The sequence below is a fragment of the Paraburkholderia sp. EG286B genome, from assembly GCF_040965655.1.
Classification (GTDB): Bacteria; Pseudomonadota; Gammaproteobacteria; order Burkholderiales; family Burkholderiaceae; genus Paraburkholderia.
Genome location: NZ_JBFRCF010000034.1, coordinates 26,378 through 44,014, shown reverse-complemented (window position 1 = coordinate 44,014; position 17,637 = coordinate 26,378). Strand labels below are relative to the sequence as shown.

Annotated in this window: 17 protein-coding genes; all 17 read right to left on the bottom strand. The window is 63.5% G+C overall.

Annotated elements, in window-relative coordinates:
- Positions 1-232 precede the first annotated feature (232 nt).
- Positions 233-559, bottom strand: coding sequence for a Killer protein (locus AB4Y42_RS39195; protein WP_028215759.1), 327 nt, complete (start codon positions 557-559; stop codon positions 233-235).
- 232 nt (positions 560-791) lie between these two features.
- Complete coding sequence (locus tag AB4Y42_RS39190; protein ID WP_368697260.1) at positions 792-1,283, bottom strand: hypothetical protein; 492 nt, start codon at positions 1,281-1,283, stop codon at positions 792-794.
- A complete protein-coding gene (gene stbB, locus AB4Y42_RS39185; RefSeq protein ID WP_368697259.1) occupies positions 1,280-2,014 on the bottom strand; it encodes a StbB family protein in 735 nt (244 codons plus the stop codon). Before stbB ends, AB4Y42_RS39190 begins: the two co-directional genes overlap by 4 nt.
- Positions 2,015-2,049: 35 nt before the next feature.
- Positions 2,050-4,722: a DUF5710 domain-containing protein gene (locus AB4Y42_RS39180; protein WP_368697258.1), complete on the bottom strand. Its 2,673-nt coding sequence runs from the start codon at positions 4,720-4,722 to the stop codon at positions 2,050-2,052.
- On the bottom strand, positions 4,715-7,036 hold the full coding sequence (locus AB4Y42_RS39175; RefSeq protein ID WP_368697257.1) for a type IV secretory system conjugative DNA transfer family protein: 2,322 nt from the start codon (positions 7,034-7,036) through the stop codon (positions 4,715-4,717). The genes AB4Y42_RS39180 and AB4Y42_RS39175 overlap by 8 nt, the downstream gene beginning before the upstream one ends.
- Complete coding sequence (locus AB4Y42_RS39170) at positions 7,033-7,800, bottom strand: FadR/GntR family transcriptional regulator (protein WP_368697256.1); 768 nt, start codon at positions 7,798-7,800, stop codon at positions 7,033-7,035. The genes AB4Y42_RS39175 and AB4Y42_RS39170 overlap by 4 nt, the downstream gene beginning before the upstream one ends.
- Entirely contained in the window at positions 7,797-8,948 is a 1,152-nt protein-coding gene (locus AB4Y42_RS39165; RefSeq protein WP_368697276.1) for an ATPase, T2SS/T4P/T4SS family, read from the bottom strand. The genes AB4Y42_RS39170 and AB4Y42_RS39165 overlap by 4 nt, the downstream gene beginning before the upstream one ends.
- A gap of 22 nt (positions 8,949-8,970) precedes the next feature.
- A complete protein-coding gene (gene virB10 / locus AB4Y42_RS39160; RefSeq protein ID WP_368697255.1) occupies positions 8,971-10,197 on the bottom strand; it encodes a type IV secretion system protein VirB10 in 1,227 nt (408 codons plus the stop codon).
- Positions 10,190-11,038 (bottom strand): TrbG/VirB9 family P-type conjugative transfer protein, encoded by an 849-nt coding sequence (locus AB4Y42_RS39155; RefSeq protein ID WP_368697254.1) that lies wholly within the window; start codon positions 11,036-11,038, stop codon positions 10,190-10,192. The genes virB10 and AB4Y42_RS39155 overlap by 8 nt, the downstream gene beginning before the upstream one ends.
- On the bottom strand, positions 11,035-11,976 hold the full coding sequence (locus AB4Y42_RS39150; protein ID WP_368697253.1) for a virB8 family protein: 942 nt from the start codon (positions 11,974-11,976) through the stop codon (positions 11,035-11,037). Before AB4Y42_RS39150 ends, AB4Y42_RS39155 begins: the two co-directional genes overlap by 4 nt.
- Before the next feature lie 156 nt (positions 11,977-12,132).
- Positions 12,133-12,489, bottom strand: a complete 357-nt coding sequence (locus AB4Y42_RS39145; protein WP_368697252.1) for a hypothetical protein — start codon at positions 12,487-12,489, stop codon at positions 12,133-12,135.
- A gap of 25 nt (positions 12,490-12,514) precedes the next feature.
- A complete protein-coding gene (locus AB4Y42_RS39140; protein WP_368697251.1) occupies positions 12,515-13,447 on the bottom strand; it encodes a type IV secretion system protein in 933 nt (310 codons plus the stop codon).
- 14 nt (positions 13,448-13,461) lie between these two features.
- Positions 13,462-14,112, bottom strand: a complete 651-nt coding sequence (locus AB4Y42_RS39135) for a type IV secretion system protein (protein WP_368697250.1) — start codon at positions 14,110-14,112, stop codon at positions 13,462-13,464.
- Between the two features lie 2 nt (positions 14,113-14,114).
- A complete protein-coding gene (locus tag AB4Y42_RS39130) occupies positions 14,115-14,615 on the bottom strand; it encodes a hypothetical protein (protein ID WP_368697249.1) in 501 nt (166 codons plus the stop codon).
- Complete coding sequence (locus AB4Y42_RS39125) at positions 14,612-17,011, bottom strand: transporter (protein ID WP_368697248.1); 2,400 nt, start codon at positions 17,009-17,011, stop codon at positions 14,612-14,614. Before AB4Y42_RS39125 ends, AB4Y42_RS39130 begins: the two co-directional genes overlap by 4 nt.
- On the bottom strand, positions 17,002-17,211 hold the full coding sequence (locus AB4Y42_RS39120) for a hypothetical protein (RefSeq protein ID WP_368697247.1): 210 nt from the start codon (positions 17,209-17,211) through the stop codon (positions 17,002-17,004). Before AB4Y42_RS39120 ends, AB4Y42_RS39125 begins: the two co-directional genes overlap by 10 nt.
- Entirely contained in the window at positions 17,204-17,632 is a 429-nt protein-coding gene (locus AB4Y42_RS39115) for a VirB3 family type IV secretion system protein (protein WP_368697246.1), read from the bottom strand. Before AB4Y42_RS39115 ends, AB4Y42_RS39120 begins: the two co-directional genes overlap by 8 nt.
- Positions 17,633-17,637: the final 5 nt, after the last annotated feature.

Here is a 17,637-nt window from a genome sequence, read left to right as displayed (position 1 = left end):
AGGCGCTTCTGATCCTCCACGACCTGCCTTCCGGTCGTGATGCGATTCCAAAAGGAGTACACAACATCCGCGCACTTGGGTCATTCCGGTAAGACCAGATCGCGCTTACCGCTGCGTCCGTGAGATCGCCATACGACAACGCTGGTGTTTGCTGGCTCATGCAATGCTCCCTGTTTTCCACGATTTCCGGTTGTTAGTCTGGCGACGACCTTGCCCCGCCGGCGCATCACAGTCAGGGGCCGTACTGGGTCCGGCCGTATTGCGAATTGACGGGATCCTTCACGGCACTTCCGACCGACTGGCACTGGTTCAGGAAATCGCCGCGAGCATTGGCTGTGCCGCCCTCATCGAAGTGACCGTGGTGAAAGCGCACGATGGAAAAATAGCCCGACTCGTATTCGGCGCACGTCTTGCCGCCATTGCCGCCCATCATCAAACCGGCAAGACAGAGGACCGCACCACACGCGTTCTGGTTGTCGTCGGCGTGCGCCGGCGGCGGTACAAGCGCACAGGCCAGTGCCGTGATGCACAGCGCGGCCGCAATCGATCGGCGTTTCATGGCTTGACTCCTGGTTGAAATGCGTTCAGTGAACGGATGCTGCGTTGCTTTGCTCCTCGCACCGGTTTTGCCAGTGCGCCCGCCTTCGCCCGTTGCCCGGCCGCGCAACGAACGCGCACGAAGTCCCGCGAAAATGACCACCCCGACGCCGACCCCAGTAACCAGTACTGGAAAACAGATCTCTGACATTCATGATTTAACGTTCCTCCCGAAAAACTTCGTTCGTTTCAGGCTAGGTGAGCGTGTGTGCCAGGCGGGCAGCGACCCAGACAAGCGCGGCGCCTGCGCAGAACGCCATGCCCATGCACGCGGTGAGAAAGCCGCTGGCTCTCACGGCAGGCTTCGGCGTTACCGCGCGATCGCGCGATTCAACGGCGGCCCGCAACCGTGCCAGTTCGTCCACGACATCGGCCGTTGCCGCACGGCGAGCCTGGTCGGCCGCCTTCGCGGCCACCTCTCCGATGAACGCCTGGCGCGACTGCGTGAGCAGCTTCGTCAGTTGTGCGTTCTCCTCGCGCAGCGACTGCACCGTCGAGGTCAGTTTCTGGTCAGTGGACTCCATCAGCGCGACAACATGGTGTTGTGCATCCACCACCTTCATCTGCTCGATCAGGATCTCCGCGAGCACGGCCAGCTCGTCCGACGCCGGTATCGTGGCGATCACGTGGCCCAGGCGCTCCGACGCACGCTCGGCGTGATCCGGTTGCGGCGTCGGCTCGTTCATGCAACGACTCCTGCCATCAGCGCGTTAAACGCCTGGTCCAGCAACGGCTGGATGGACAGTGCCTTGCGTTTGAGGCCAACCAGTCTCACGAGGCGGTCCTTCTCAGAGGCAGTCGTCGTTTCGATCAGCTGCGCCTTGTAGTCGACACCGTCCGTTGCGATGTCGTGGATCGTGCGGCCGGCGGCGGCCGCATGCGTGAACACGTCGTTTTTCGGGATCAGTGCCTCCTGGTCAAGTTCGAAGGTACCCTCCTTCTCATGCAGTTCGAACAACTGCCCGAAATACCGGCGCAGCGTCACATCGCGAGTCTCACTCTTGACCAGCTCAACCTTGTTCAGCAGCACGCGGATGCGCGCGGGCCCGACGCCGAGATCCTCGAGCAGATTGATTGTCTTGATCGTGTCCTTCATCTGCTTGCTCTCCGGCTCGACCGGCACGATGAAGCACGCGTAATCCTCCTGCGCGCCTTTGGCGCCATCGAGGCGGTTCAGATACTCCTCGACATTCGACGCGCCGATATCGACCAGCAGATCATTGCCGCGCATCAGCTCGTCGTGCAGTTCGTCAAAGCGCGCGGCAATCATCACCTCGACCCTCGGGCCGGCCGAGTCGTCCGTATTGATCGACTCGATCTGGCGTACCGACATATGCGGCAGCCGCGGCGCGAGCAGTTCGCGGGTCACAGTAGTCTTGCCGACGTTGCCGGAGCAGTTCACGATGGCAATGCTCATTTTGGAATCCTTATGAAAATTGAGAATGGCGGTGCTTACGTCACCCTGGGTGCCGGGCTGGAGGCCTGCGCGGGCTGCGGGCTGTTCGACTGACCCTGGGCAGGCGCGGCCTTCGGTGCCGTCCACGCCGCGTGCAACTCGGCCGCGCGACGGTCGATCTCGGCGAGGCCGGCGTCACGACCCAGTTCGCCTCGCGCAATCCGCGCCTCGATCTCGGTGCCCGCCTGCATGCGCGCATCGAAACGCCGGATCACCTCGGCGCGCGTGCGCGCGGGTGCCCCCTCGAGCGATTTCTCCAGGACTTCCCGCATCTGCGCGACCGTTCTGGGTGCTTCAGGCATGGGCGATGCCGCGGGGTCTGCGGCAGGCGTGAACCGCGCAGCCCGCTGTGAGCGCGGGACATCCCAGGCACGCCCCAACGGAGGTATCGCGGCCGTCAGCGCAGCGCTGGCCGCTGATTCCGCCTTCGGTTCGGGCTTCGGGCTCGCCTGCCCTGCCGCCGGGTTCGCCTTCTGCGCGACGTCCGGCGCGGGCGACGCCCCGGCGCGGATCGTCAGCCCGGCGCGCTCGCGCTTCGTGGCCTCGAACAGCGCTTCGTCACCTTCGGACGGCGTGAACCCATTCACGTCCACACCCGCGAGCGACGCTTCGATCCACGCGTTACGGCGAAACGTTTCGCTCCCGCGCACGACGATCGAATCCCAGTTCTTGGCTTTCGCCACCGCCACCATGTCGGCAATCGTTGCGCGATCGTTCTGCCGGGAGTTCAGGCGTGCACCAACGTCCTCGAAATGCGGCTGCGTGGTTGCTGCCGGATCCCGCTGGGCATCCGGCTTCGACTCCATGCTGTCGAGTTTCCAGAACCGGCCCTCCTTCACCATGTAGCGCGCCGCTATATGGGCGGGCACGTCGTAGCCGTCTTTCGTCACGATCGGCTTGCGTGAGGCAGGATCGACGCCGATCTGGTTGTCGCGGCTGTCGGCGATACTCGCAACGCCAGCCTCGTGCGCCTCTGCCGCCGCAACGGCGTCGCCCTCGTGCTGCCCTAGCATCGGCTTGCCCTGTTCGCGCAGCAACCGCTCGGCGGCCGCTCGCTCGCCGTCGCGCAGCGTGCGCACGCGCTCCAGATCCTGCGGCGACACGGCGTCGAACACCGGGCGCTGCGGGTCGTTCGCCGGATTTTTTGCGTCCGGTTCATTCTGCGCCGGCGTCTGCGTGCGCCCGATCTGCGTGTCGACCACGCCCAACACCGCCGGCGTGGTCATCGACGTATCGTTGGCAGCACGGCCGGGCTGCACAACCGGTTCGTTGGCCACCGCCGCGGTGACAGTCGGGAGAACGACTTCCCCGATGCCGGGCAACGCGCTTGCGGTGAGTCCGCGACCGCGCATCGCGTCGTCGATTGCCGCCGCTTCGCCGACATCGGCAAAGGTCACCGCATCGCCGGCGGCCTTGACGCCCGGCTGCGCCTGCGGCGTCGGAGATCGCACCGGCGATGCGTCGACCTGCCTGTCCAACGCTTCGCGCACGTGGATCACGAACTGCTCGCGGGTGCCCTGCGACAGAAACGCAAGCTCCTGATCGAGCGCAGCGACAACTTCAGGCGCGCTCTTACCTTGCGCGAATTCCTCACCGATACGCCCTGTCAGCCCCCGGACGTCGGCCAGGTCCTTCGCCACCATCGTCCAGTCAGTTCTGTCCTCCTGCCCACGACCGGTCGCAGGCATCGCCTCCACGGGGTCAAACGCTTCCGCGATGTCCGCGAAGGTGGCAACGCTGTCGTCTCGCTCCGGCTCGCGATGGCGATGCGGGTGTTGCGGCGCGATGCTTGCCCCGTCAACCGGAAGCGCGTCGTCCACCGGGTCGGAATCCGTCACGTCGCGCGCAGGCGTGCGCTCGTCGATTTCCATCGGACTCAAGCCCGCTTCATCGCGAAGTTTGGCCAGCGCTTTGGCTGCCCGCGGCGGCAAGGTCCCGGCCGCAAAGCCGGTGCGGTTGCGGATCTGCTCGCCAATCGCGCGCTCGCCATCAACAGCGTTGCCGGACTTGCGCAACGCTTCACGATGGATCGACTCCAGCCGTTGCTCAAGTGCAAGCGTATGGTTGACCTCGGTGCCACGCAGCGTGACCGCCGTCGTAATCGACTGGATCATTTCGCGAAAGCGACGCCCGAGCGCCGCGTCGTCGAGATTCGGCTGTGCAGCCTGCTGGCCAACGCGCGCGCCCCGTCCATACAGATGCTGCCGGTCGGCAAAATACTGGTGCCGCGCGTGGACACCGGCTTCCCGCACTCCGTCAATCATCTCGAACGCAGAGGCACCCTGCGCGCGCAGCCGGTCCCGCGCCTCGAGCCCCGCCTTTTCTGCGGCGGCCTGAAGCGAGTCCCGCACGAACGCGCGGGACTCGTCGAGCGGTTGCCCCATCAGTTCGGTCAGTCGCGCGGCTTCCCGCTCGATGTCGGCTTCACTGCCGAACAGCAGCTGCGGCTGCCCGCGCACTGGGTGGCGTGCCTGCCGGGCGTCCTGCGCTGTCTGCGGCTCATGCGCCGGATTCCACCGAGCAAACGGCCCAACGTCAGTGCCACCCGGCACGTACCATTTTTTCGATCGCCGGTCGAACCTGGCGCCCAGATCGTGCGCAGCGTCCTTCTCCCTGAACGGGACGTCCAGATACGTCCGTTTGCCTTTCGGCCTGTTCGGGTCAGCCATGTGATACCTCCTTTGCCTCGTTGTCCGCCGGCGCGACAGACGCGAGCGCCGGTTCAATCCGGTCCTGGACTGCGTCATCCCCGCCTGCCACGTTGAAATCGATGCGTATGTCCGCAAGCATCTCGCGCACGTCGTCTCGCATCACGACGCCGAGTTCGCTCAGATCGGCCTCGAACCCGACGAGCGCCATACTGGTCGCAAGCGGGCCCGGTGTGCGCTGGTCGAGCGCGAGAAGCTCGGCCGCGGTCAGCGGCTTCGCACCGGCCTGACGTGCAAGACGGATTTCGCCGGCGGCCTTTGCTGACAGCGCCGCGTGATAGGTCTCGGGGTTGTGCGTCGGGATGCCGGTCGCGCGCAGCTCACCGCCACGCCAGGCCGCCTTGATTTCGTCTTCGGTGGGCAGGCGCTTGTTGATTGCAGCGAGCATCGGACTGACCGAGCGCATGCGGTCGATAAACAGCTCATCCTCGAAATAGGCCGCCTTTTCGCACAGGATCGGGCGCTGGAAACCAAGCACAATCTCCTGGCTGGATTCCATGCGCTTGAGCTCCTGGTCGAGCATCAGCGCGCGGACCTGATCCGAGGTGTTCGTGCCGGTCGACGTGTTGCGGCCATGATTGCGGCTTCGCGACGTCGCCTTCTCGGTGAAGGTGCCCAGCGTCTCGGACAGTTCTTTGGCGTCCTGCTGGTTGCGCGGAGCGTACGCGACCAGCACCGCATGGTTTGTCACCAGCGTGCGTGCGCCTGCCACGCCGTAAAGGTCGTTGGGCTCCATCTGCGCCTTCGACTGCAGGATCGTCAGCAGGCGCAGCCAGTAGCCCGCGATGAACGCGTTGCCCTTATCGATCACCTCGATGCGGCCAAGCGCCGTGAATTCGTCGAGGATGCCCAGACACTGATACCGGATCGTCGGATCCTCGCCTGGCAGCGCGTCGAGGTTGTCCTCGAACCACTGCGTAAAAAACAGGTTGCCGAGCAGGCTCGCGACGGCGAGCTCGCGCACCGGCAGCACGACGTAGATCGACATCAGTTCCCGACGCACGCGGTCGAGCTCGAAGTCGCAGGCGCTCGTCGCCTGGTCGACGATCGGGTTGCTGAACAGGCGCAGGCCCGCATTGAACGTCGCGACGATGTTCAGCATCGTCTCGTCGGGCGAAGCCAGCACGCGCGAGAGTGCGCCAAGGCAATCTCCCGAGAGCGGCGCGCCCTTCTGCGGCTCGTGCTGCATCAGCTCCGACAGGTGCTCACGCACCTTTTTGCCGGGCGTGATCGCGAGGCGCAACACCTGTCCGAACGTACAGTCGCCCGTCATCTCCATGAGGTAGAGTGCGAGCCCCATGAACAGGTCACTCGCCTGTTCATAGAAGAACTTGTTGCGGCCTTCGGTCGTGTAATACAGGCGGGCGGCGATCGACTGCAGGCGACCCACGCGCACAAACGCCGGACTCTTCGCAATCTTGAACAACGGGTTCCAGCGATGCGTAAAACCCTTCTGGTCGAACGGGGCCCAGCGAAACACCTTCTGGCCGCAGGCCTGCCGGTAACGCGACGTCAGGTCGTAGTTCTCGCCCTTCACGTCGAGTACGACCACTGAATCCGGAAAGGTGAGAAGGTTCGGGATCACAATGGCCACTCCCTTGAACGAGCGCGTGGGCGCAGCAACCATCACGAACTCCGTACCACGGAAGGTCAGATACTTGCCCTTGTACCTGCCGACGATGATCGTCGGATCCCGGTAATCACCCTTGCGCCCGCCCTTTCTGCGCCCGCGGCCGGTCGCCTCATCGAGCAGCCCATAGCGCCGAACCTCGTAGCTGTGGGCAAAGCGCGCATCGCCGTGCAGGTCGCGTTTCGGTTTCGTCACCAGCGCCGCGACGATCGCCGCAATTGGCACGAGCGGCACGATCACCGATGCCGCTGTCGCCATCTGCAGCGAACGCTTTACGGCCTTCACATCGCCAAAGGCGTGCCAGTAGTCTCGCAGCGTCCACAGGCTGATTGCCGAGTCTGGCAGATTCTCCAGCTTCGCAAACAGCATCGCGCCGACGTACTGACCCGCGACAGCGAGACCAGCCAGAACCACCGACGCAAGTAGCCCGGCTGCGATGATCCGGTCGGCAGGCGTCGCGGTTTTCAGCAGCACGGCGCTCACACACACGCCCCACAACGCGCACGTGACAACGAAGAACGCAATCACGGCGCCGAGCTCGAGCGGATCGGTGAGCGCATCGAGATGAAGCAGGCGGCCGACCGCGAACACCGCTGCACCGGACATAATGCCAAGCAAGCCACCAACGAGAAGACGGGCTTTCATGCTGACGCTCCTGCAGGTGCCGGATGGCGATATGAATCGTCATTGCGTGGCTGGTCCCACCCGTTCAGGCGTTCAACACCTTCATGAGCGGCGAGAGGATTGCCGTCACGGATGGCGGCCTCGAGGAGCACGAGCGGGTGACGCTCGCCATCGGCGATCGCAGGCGCCCCGCTATCCAGATCGACCGTCTCATCCACAGGAGGCACGAGACACGTCAGCTGCTGCGCGAACTGGTTGGTACTCGCGGCGAGGATCGCGACATGCAGTTCGCGGCGCGCGGCCGCGTAACCGGCGAGCGAGGTCGAGGTCAGCCGTGCCGCACTGGCCACCGTGATCCGCGCACGTTGCTCCGGGCTCGCATGTCGCGCCGCATCGACCGCGGCGATCGGCTCAAGCACGCGGCGAATCTGCGCGATGTCGACCACGAAGGCAGGATCTGTCGCTCGCGCCAGACGCCAGGTAACAACATGCCGGTCGACAATGTGCCACTGGCGCTCATCGAGCACGCGTGAACCCACCTTCGTACGCACATCGACGACGCCACGCGCTACCAGCTGGTTGACCGCCTCTCGCAGCAGGGCACGGCTCACCCCCAGTTCCTGGGCCAGCATCACCTGGGGCGGCAGCGCGCCGCTTGCATCACACAGGGCCGGAATCTGGCTCGCCAGCCGGTCCGCCGCTGCGTGCGTCTGCCGCTCCAGGGATTCCCGGCCGGTGTGCTCGCCGCTGTCGGCAATGCCGGATCCGTTCGGTCGCGCTCTCATGCATCACCTCGCAGCAGCCTGTTTTTCGTCACCGGATCGAACAGGACTTCCGTCAGGTCTCGGTTCTCCATGAACAGCACCACGTCGACCGTCGTGCAGATCTCGCGCATCAGGTAATCGAACGGTAGCGTCTGGCCGACCGGGCTTTGCTTGACCAGCGTGGCGATACGCGTGGGCGCCGCGATCGAGTCGTTCGCGTGCACCGTCGTCAACCCGCCCTGGTGGCCGGTGTTGAGCAGCGTCAGGTAGTCCCAGGTCTCATCGCCGCGTAACTCGGCAAGCAGCACGCGATCGAACTTCATGCGCAATGTGGCCTTGACAAGGCGTCGCGCCGGGATCGCCTCGCTATAGAAAAGGTGCACGTGGTTTCGATGCAGCGGCAACGGCAGTTCGTGGGTATCCTCGATCGTCGCCAGACGCGCCTCGCGAGGAATGATCGGGATAAGGTCGGCCAGCGCCTTCATCAGCGTGGTCTTGCCGGAGCCCGTGCCGCCCACGAGAACGATGTTCAGCCGGTTCAGAATCGCAAGCGTCAGGAACCGCACCACGTCGCGCTGCGCAAGCGCGTCGAGCATCTCCTGCTGAAAACGCGCAAGTCCATACGCGCCGAGCGCCCGGGCAGGATCGAACACTGCAGTGGCACGGCTGACGTCCAGCCCCTCAGAACCCGCCTGTGCCGCCGCTGTGTCGATTTCGCGCTCCGCTATCGCCCCACCGCGACTCAGTCCATCCCGCACCACATCCCGGAACCCGGCAAACCGTCCGGCGTCCGCCCACTGCTGCAGAGAAAGGCGTGTCGAATTCGGCACGCGGATCGTCAGCGACACGGTGCCCGGCTCGCACGCCGGCGGAATCACGATCTGCCCGCGCTCGCCGTCGGGCAGGCGCACCGGCTTTTCCGGCTCGGCGGCCGATAGCGGCGGCTTCGCCTTGTTGTAGATGGCCAGCGCTGGCGCGAACTGGTTCAATGCTTCCAGCGACGCGTTCGGCAGGTCATGGCGCTGCCAGCCGTCGCGCGTTTCCGTCCAGCCTTCATACGGCCGGTTAATCGCAAACTCGGTGACGCCGGGCGTGGCCAGCATCGCCGCGATGCCGAGTGTCTTGAGGTGACTGCGTACCGTGACACTGTCGTCGTATTGCATGTTCATAAACACTCCGCAGGAAACTGGATCAGGGCGTCGCCAGCTCGTACACGTCGGAGAAGTCCACATCACGCGCCACAAAGATCGTCGTCATCGAGCCGTAGATCGAATACGCGGTCGGCGGCACGTTGATGGTGTTGCGCAGCGCTTCGGCTGCCACCTCGCCGCCGGCATTCGTGGTGTTGTTGAACTGGATCCCGCTACTGCCCGAGTTCGCGGCGAGCGTCGACAGCGCCTGACCGGCATCGCTGATCAGGCTGACCATCATGGCGCCGCCAAACCGTGTCCAGAAGTGGTTGTCGACGTAGGCAGGCAGACCACTGCCGCCGAGCGCATCGGCCGCCGGCGAATCAAGGTGCACCTTCACGCCGTCAGGCGTGGTGAGGAGCGTCCAGATCACGAAGATCCGCGCCTGCCCCTGCATCAGCGCCTGGCGCTGCTCGCCCACGACCTCGGAGCCACGCTCGACCAGCAGTACCTTGCCGTTCGCCGAATACACATCTTTTGCGACATGGCAGGTGGTCATGCCCGGGTAGTCGGTCACGATCTCCGAACCCTGCACGCACGGGATCGTGGTGCCCGCAATCAGCAGGAAGTCTCGCGACGGCATCAGTTCGGCCTTGACCATCTCCAGCTTCGACGGCTGCAGCTTGCTGTCCAGACCATCCTTCGCAAATCCGGTGTGCGCTGTGCCCAGACCGGGCAAGCCACTGGCGCCTGGCGCACTCGTTGCCCCCGCCGTCTTCTCATCCTTGAAGCTGAGCAGCACGTCGCCATCGAGCTTGCGTTGCGCCGGCGTCTCGACCGCACTGGCCGCTGTCGCTGCCGCAGCGGCGTTTCCATTCACTGCACTGGCTGCGTTCGCATGGGCGGGCGTTGCGAGCGACGCACTCGCCGCAGCCGCTTCCGACGCCATCGCCGCTTCCTCTGCCCGCTCCTTTTCGATCTTCGCCTTGTCGCGCGCAAAGTCGTGCCGGTCATCCGACGGCTTGTCCTTTGCCGCTTCCGCCCTGGCCGCCTCGGACTCGGCGTGATGCTGCGCCGACCAGCGCTTGATCGCGACGCCCACCGCGATCGCGCCGAACAGCAGGACCAGCACCATCCCGATCACGATCGGCAGCATCCGGAAGGCACTCTTGCGCTTCGTGCGCCCAATGCCCGGCACCCCGCGCTCGCCTATGCCGACAGGCTCCACCGGCGCCGGGTTCGCCGGATTCGCGGGGTTCGGACTGTCCAGATTGATCTCGTCACTCACCGCTCGCCTCCTTTTGCTTCACGAGCCGCACCGTGCGCGGAATCGTCGTGCCTGTCGGGTTCAGCTGGCCGTCGGGCCGGTATGCGTTGTTGCGGATGCCAAGCACGGCGTCCCCCAAGCGCAGGTTGAAGCGCTCCGCCGTGTCGTGCACGACGAGCACGGGACCGCGTTCGTCGTCGGGATTGACGAGCGATTCCTTGCCGTCCCCGTACACGCGATAGATCTGCGGCAGGTCGCGGCTCGTCCTGAACTCGAAGTAGGTAAAGCGGCCGTCATCCCACAGCGCCGTTGGCGCGAGTGTCGTGTCACCTTGCATGTCGTAATTGAAGTTGCCCACGCCAGACGCACTGACGGTCGGTGCAAGCAATGCACGCGCTTCGGCCGAGCGCACCGCGGCGGCCGCCGACGCGTATGCACGCGTGTCCGGATAATCGAAGGTCAGCGACCAGACTGCCTCCTCGTGCCGCCTGACCGGGACCAGCTTGAGCACATAGCGACGCCGGTTCGTGAGCAGGATCAGGTTGGTGCCCGCCTGCGGTGCCTTCGGCTTGAAGAAAAAGCCGTTGCCGGCCGGGCCGGCCGTCCACGCCTTGCCATCGCCCATGCCTCCACCGTCAATTTTTTCCCCTTTCTCGAAGACGAGAACAGTCGCCTCGCCCGGACGGTAGGCAACCCGGTATGTCTCGTTCGGGTCGTACACGGCGCACGCAATGTGCGGATCACTGCCACACGCGCCCGGCACGAGTTCGGCGACAGCCGGTAGCGACAGCGCGAGCAGTGCCGCCGCGACCGACACTGAGATCGACGCCGCGGAAGGCGCTTTCGGGAACCAGAATCTCATGGGTTGGCTCCTCCCGCCGGTGCGCTCGAGGACACACTCGACGGCGCCGACTGGGACGATGTGGCCGCCGACGGCATGGGTGTCACGCCGTCTGAGGTGCTGCGCGTCCAGTCGCGGTCGACCGAGTAGCTGGTGACACGAAAGCCCGTTGGATTGAGCTCCTGTTCGTCGCTGCGGGTCGGCAGGTCGCCTATCTCGTAGGTGATCGTCGCGACCCAGTATTCGGTTTTAGGCGGTGGTGGCGTCGAGCCGCCCAGCGACGGCAGCGAAAGCATCGTCTTCGAGAAGAACACCTGTGCCGTAGATCCGACAAACGTAATTGCACCCGGGCGCACGATCACGCGATATTTGTCGGTGAGTACGTTTTGCGGCGAGTTCTTGCGGTTGTAGAGCGCCGCGTACAACGACTGCTCGCGTGGCGAGTTCATCAGCGTCACGGTGTCGTACGCATCCTGGATCGTGTACCAGTCGTACTTCTCACGCAGCTTGACATACGTGCGCAGTACTGCCCGCACCTCGAGTTCACCGAACGTCACGGATCCGCTGTGCGCGACATCAATCACCTGCACGTCGCCGGTCGCGGTGTTGTCCTTGATAATCACCGGTGGTGACGGTCTCTTTAGTTCTACTAAGGCTGACGAGCCAAGAATAGAAATGAGTGCGACAAACATCGCGCCGCCCGCGACGCGCCACGCGATCTTCGTCATGTTCTCCTGCAGCTGCTGCCGGGACTTCTCGAACGAGAGCGCTTCCCTGAAATACATGCGCGCCATCTCGCGCGGATCGGCCTCGGCGAGCTTCGCGGCGATCTGTTGCAGGGCAGCCGGGTAGTTGCCGTCGGCGGCAACCGCGACGTGCTCAGCCTGTACCCTGGCCGGCTTCCATCGCATCCATTTCATGGCGCGCTCCCCTGTGTCGCGCGGTTGACGGGCATCCACAGCCCCTCAGGTTGTGCCGGCTTTGGCGCCGACGAGCACGCCGCAAGCAGCGCGGCGCTGCAAAGCACGACGATGAGTTTCATGTTCAGCTCCTGTCAGATCTGGTTCGCGAGTTCGACGCCTGCCGGGGATGAACTGGCGAACCGACAGCATGTATCACTTAGCCTTCTGGTATTCCGCGTCTTCCATCACGAGATGCCCTGACGACTTGTCGATCGTCAGGGCAAACGGCACACCGACCATCAACATCAGCTTTCCATCCGCGTAAGTGGCGGGTATCCGCTCGGTCTTCATGGCATCGGCCTTACTCTCAGCGGCAAGGTTTGGGACCTTGTCCGCCATATAAAAATCGTTGCCGTCACCATTCCTGTCGATCACTAACTCCTGAGATCCGTTGCCGCTGACCTTCTCCCATTTGCCGACGAATTCTTCGCCGGCTTTCTTGCCACAGCCGAACTGGGTTAGTGCGACGATGATCACCGCTGCCGCGGTCACAAACCGGATTGCCCTCATCTATTCCTCCTGTTGGTCGTAGAGATCACGCGTGGCCGATCGAGTTGGTGGACGCAGACGATGATCGGCCTCCGGACTCACCTTTCAGCTTCATCACCCTCATGGCTGCACCGGCCGCGTTACCGAGCTTACCAACCATCGACGAAATCCCGACGCCGCCTGCCAGCTGCGATGCCAGCGACGGCATGCTCAACGACACCACGATGAACACCAGCCCGGCCCCGATGATCTTTCCTTCGATGGCATAGGTCAGCATGACATCCCCGACGCTGAAACTCTTCGGCAGCACCGAGGTCATGAAACTCACCTCGATGGCACCCACGGCGCCAAACAGCGCAACAAGGAGGCCATAGTTCAGGCACTGCCCGACCCAGTTCTGGAAAAATTGCCGTGTGGCGGGGAACAGCGCCGCCACGACAAAGGCGGGTCCGAGCGCAAGCAGCAACCCAAGTGCGAACTTTGCGAGGATGATGTAAGCCGCCGCGATCGCGAGAAACGGCACGCCGACCAGCAGGATGCAGATTGCGAGCACCGAGACCTCGACGAACAGGCCAATCTGATACGCCTTCAGCCCGCTATACATGCTTGAAATAGCCTGAATATAGAGATTCAGCAGCGTATCGAGCCCGCTGCTCAGACTGTTTCCACCCATCAAGGCCGTACTCAGATCATCACCAAGACCGTTGAAGAACGGCACCACGTACTCGCTGTAGTAGCTGATATTCATCCCGAGTGTGAGCACAGCCGCCCACCCTGCCATCTTCAGCAGGAAGTCGGATATCGGGCTGTCGTTGTGGCCACGCCAGTACGACACGAGTACGAGCAGGACGTAGAGGCTGAAGCAGGCGGCGACCAGCGGACTGATCAGCGAAGTCATCCGGGCCGAGCCGGTATTGATCGTGTTCAGCACGTTCTGGTCGAACGAGTTGAACATTTCGGTAAAGATCTGCAGTTGCATGGTCGCGCTCCGCGTTATTGATCAGCGTTGTCGTCGCCGTTCAGGCGCTGCTGCATGTCGTTGTGCGCGGCCTGCTGAGCCAGATCCTTCTCCGCATCCTGCAGCCGCGCCGCGAGATCGAGGCGCATCTTTTCCGCGTTGAGCGACGAGTTCTCTGCCGCCCACCGGTTTTGCAAATCGGCCTTCGCCGCCGGGTCCTGCGTGAGGTTTGACTGCTGCATCAGCTGCTGGATGTTCGTCAGCCGGTCGATCGACGCCTGATACGAGCGCATCGCCATTGCCTTGTTGGCGGCCAGAGTATCGTTCAGACGTTGCTGTCCGGGCGTGTACGCGGTCATCCCCTCCTGGCTCTCGATACTGCTGGCGAGGCCGCTGATTCCGTTCAACTGCCCGCTCTTCACTTCGTCGTAGACCGACTGCCACTGATCCGGCAGGTAGTTGCGCAGCGACGGGTCATTGAAGATGTTTCCGAGGCCGCGGTTGCCGATTGTCGACTGGTACTGGTCCGAGAGCAGGCTGTATTGCTGCTCCAGCTGCTTGACGGTCGAGATCGCCTGCGCGATCGCCTGCAGGTCGATCACCGGGACACCCTGCGCGTGCGCTGCCTGCATCGAGAACGTGGCCGCGATCAATGCGGCGCCCATCAGATTGCGAATGATTTTCATCGTCATGCTCCCAGGCTGGACTGTCGTTGCCGGCGAACCATCGCCAGCACGTCGAGGTCGTGCGGCACAATCGGCCGTTGCTGATGGCGAATGGCATCGAGATATGCAAGCGCCGCGGGGAAATCTGCGTTCTGCGCCTGCAGATCGGCGGGTGAAATGTCAATCGGCCTGTATGGATTGACCGGGAAATGGTCCATCCGATGGACGTAGAGCCACCCCAACCCAGGGATGACGAGCAGGCAGGCCACCGCAGTCAGTGTTCCGAGCGCCCGGCCTCGCGTGCCGGCCTCACTGCCCTTCCATATGCCCAGACCGGTGGGACAAAAAAACAGTGCTGCGATGGCCAGTCCCACGAAGCCGATTGAGCAAACCACAAGGAAGATGAGCTCTGCGCCCACTCTCCGGTTCCGGAGCCGGTCGTGCTCGTCTGCCCACTCCCTGAGCCGCTCGCGCGTCGCTGGCCCGATCGCCGACGAAAAGTGAAGATCGTGTGTCGTCGTCATTCGGTTGCCTCAACAAGTTCGGCCTCGTGCTTTCGATCGCGTTTGCCCTTGCGACGTGTCTGGAACAGCTGCATTCGCAGGTCCGTGTCGCCATGTGCGTCGCGCGTGCATTCTTCCCAGATCGCAACGTTGTCCAGACTGCTGGAAAGCACCGCGATCTCGTCGTTCATGCCGCCCAGGTCCAGTGTTGCAAACGCCGACTGGTTGCTCTGCTTGATCAGGAACGTGCGGGACTCCTTCGACAGCCGCTTGAGCGTGTCGAATTCGCGGTCGGTCAGGTTCAGGAGCTTGTAACCGTCGCGCGTCGCGTCCGGATTCGGCAGATAGATCTTTGTCGCCGTCAGGTCGCGGATCTCAGCGAAGACCGGACACTGGATTGCGTCCTCCGGGGACTGTGAATCCAGGATCAGGAATTCGTCTGCCTTGCGGCCGGTCTTGAGCGACTTGCGGATCAGCTCTTGCGTGGTGGGGTAGCTAGCCGGCAGCCAGAATTCGGCTATCACCGTCGCGAGCAGGCCGCCCCTCTTCTGCATCTGGTCCTTGAGGTACAGCAGGTGTGCAAGCACCGGCTCCGTGGCGGCATAGTCTTTCTTCAGGAAGTCAGTGACGTCGAAACCGATCCGGCGCACGTCGGTAATGTTCATCAGCGCATCCGGTACGTTGTCCAGCGCCCATGCGAATCGACCGTTAGTTGCGCCACACCACTGGCTCAGACGGACCCACAGGCCGTTCTCGTCTCCCGTATCCGGAATCGACTCCAGCAGCCGGCTGAAGGTTCTGTGCTCGATGTTCTCCAGCTTCATGACCGTGTCGACCGCGTGCTTGATCTGCCGCTGGTCGTCTGCACTGAGCTTGCCGTTCTCGTCGCGGCAGCAGGCACCCACCAGGTCGTAAAGGTGCGCGAGGTTGCGCTTCGTCTCGGGCAGGCCAAACGGCGCAAGACCGGTCGGCTCGCCTTCACGCAGGGTGTAGTAGACAGCGCCCATCTCCTCGAGGAAGATCCGCAGACCCTGATCGAGATCGAGCGCGAAGATCTTCGGGTCGAACCGCTCGAGGAAGGCGAGCAGCATCGTCTCGAGGGTGGTCTTGCCCGTGCCGGTCGAGCCGAGAATCAGCGTGTGGCCGGCAACCTTCTCGCCCACGCTGTCCTCATCCAGGCGCGAAGCGTGACAGTTCAGGCTGAACAGGCTTTTCGCAACGGTCTGCACCGGCATGAGGGCCGAGCCGTCGCCGAGCGGATTGCCGCGTGCCTTGCCGGCCGAATAGGTATGCATCGAAAACGACGACGCGAGACTGCGGGTCGACTTCGGCATCGGCCGCGGCTTCGTCCTGAATCCCGGCACCTGGCTCATGTACGTGAATGGCGCCGATGCCGTCGCCTTCACGAACTTGAAGCCGCAATCGTTCAGCGCGCGGCTCGTTACGTACGCGCCGTTACTGATTGCCTTCTCCGGCGTGTCGCCATACACGACGAGTGCACCGTGATAGTCGCCGAATGCGAGATCGCGACCGGCGATCAGCGCCACCGCATCCTCCAGTTCCTTGATCTGGTGCTTCGCCTTGTCTTCGACCGACCTCAGGTGATTGATCTGGTCTTCGATCGCCTTCATCGCTTCGGCAGTGCTCAGACAGCCCAGGCTCTGCGTGAGGGTGAATTCGACGGGCAGCGACAGCAGCGGATTCGTCTGCCCCCAGCCGGCCTTCGGAAAATCCTTCAGGTCGTAGCAGACCGCGAAGCGGGTTGAGCGATCGGTGCGGATCTCAACCGTGTCGTAGTGGAAGTGCAGGTGCGACGTCGGGATCAGGTCGCGTCCGGTTGCCTGCGTGACCGGCACGCGCTCGTCGATGCCATTCACTAGTTCGCCAATGAACTGATACGCCTCCGAGAACAGAATGCCGTTGTGCCCGTATGCTTCGAGCAGTTGAGGATCGTAGGCAACGAGAGCCTTCATCAGCCCCTCGCCTAGCTCCTCGAGCTCGCGCACCGTCTCGTCCAGGTCGTCGCCCTGCAGGATCGCGGTGATGTAGAAACTGTTCTCGAAGTGATCGTGCCTCCGGAAACGCTGCAGGTATTTGTCGACGGCCTGCTGGATGAACGGATTGTAGAAGCGGTACTCGTCGCCGAACGAGATGCGACGGCGGCGAAACGTGGTCCACAGCGACAGGCGATTGCCTTTCTCCAGCGTCATCGCGGCCAGCTGACGGTTCCAGCTGTCGTAGCGTGCTTCGATCTCGCCACGGCTCACCGATTCGAACGGTACGCCGTTCACGCGCATCACCAGGAAAGCGCCGCCGTTGTCGATGCTCGTCGCCGTTTCCGACACCGGACGGCCGATGCGCGGCAGCTTGTCCTCCGCTGACGCAACGAGCCGGTTCAGTTCTTTGCTCACGCGCATGCTTCCTCTCCCGCGTCCGGCGCGTCGTGCGCGCCGCGAATGCGACGGCGCTGCTCCGCGATCAGGCGAAACACGTCATACATTGTTTTGCCCGAACCCGGAGCACCAACCGTCACGGTGTGGACCACAATGGGCAGGCACGCACTGGCAGCGCCATCTGAAGACAGTGCAGGATTATGCGCAGGCTTGCGGTCATTCATCTTCGTCCTCCTCTGCCTGCGCAAGCAGGCGCTGACGCAGCGCCTCGAAGCGCTCAAGGTCCCGGCCGCGCGAAAACGAGCGGGTGTACACGTCCAGGTCGCGGCCATACCGCATCGGTGCGAGCGTGTATGTCCTGCCGAATACCGACACACGACGGCGGTCCAGCCAGCAGCGAAATTCCAGCCACGTCAGGCGCAGTGCCTGGTCATCTGTCTCGCAGACATGCCGGAAAAACAGGAAGACGGGCACGCCAGCCGAGCCGATCAACAGCCCGCCAGGCCCAAGCACGAAGCCGCCGACCATACTTGTGATCAGCGATGTGCAGCCGATGATCAGCGCCGGAAACATCGGCACGCCGCCGATCATCGCGGTGCGGTTCAGACCCGCGTAGGAGGGGTACAGCGTGCGTTCGTCTTCCATGACCA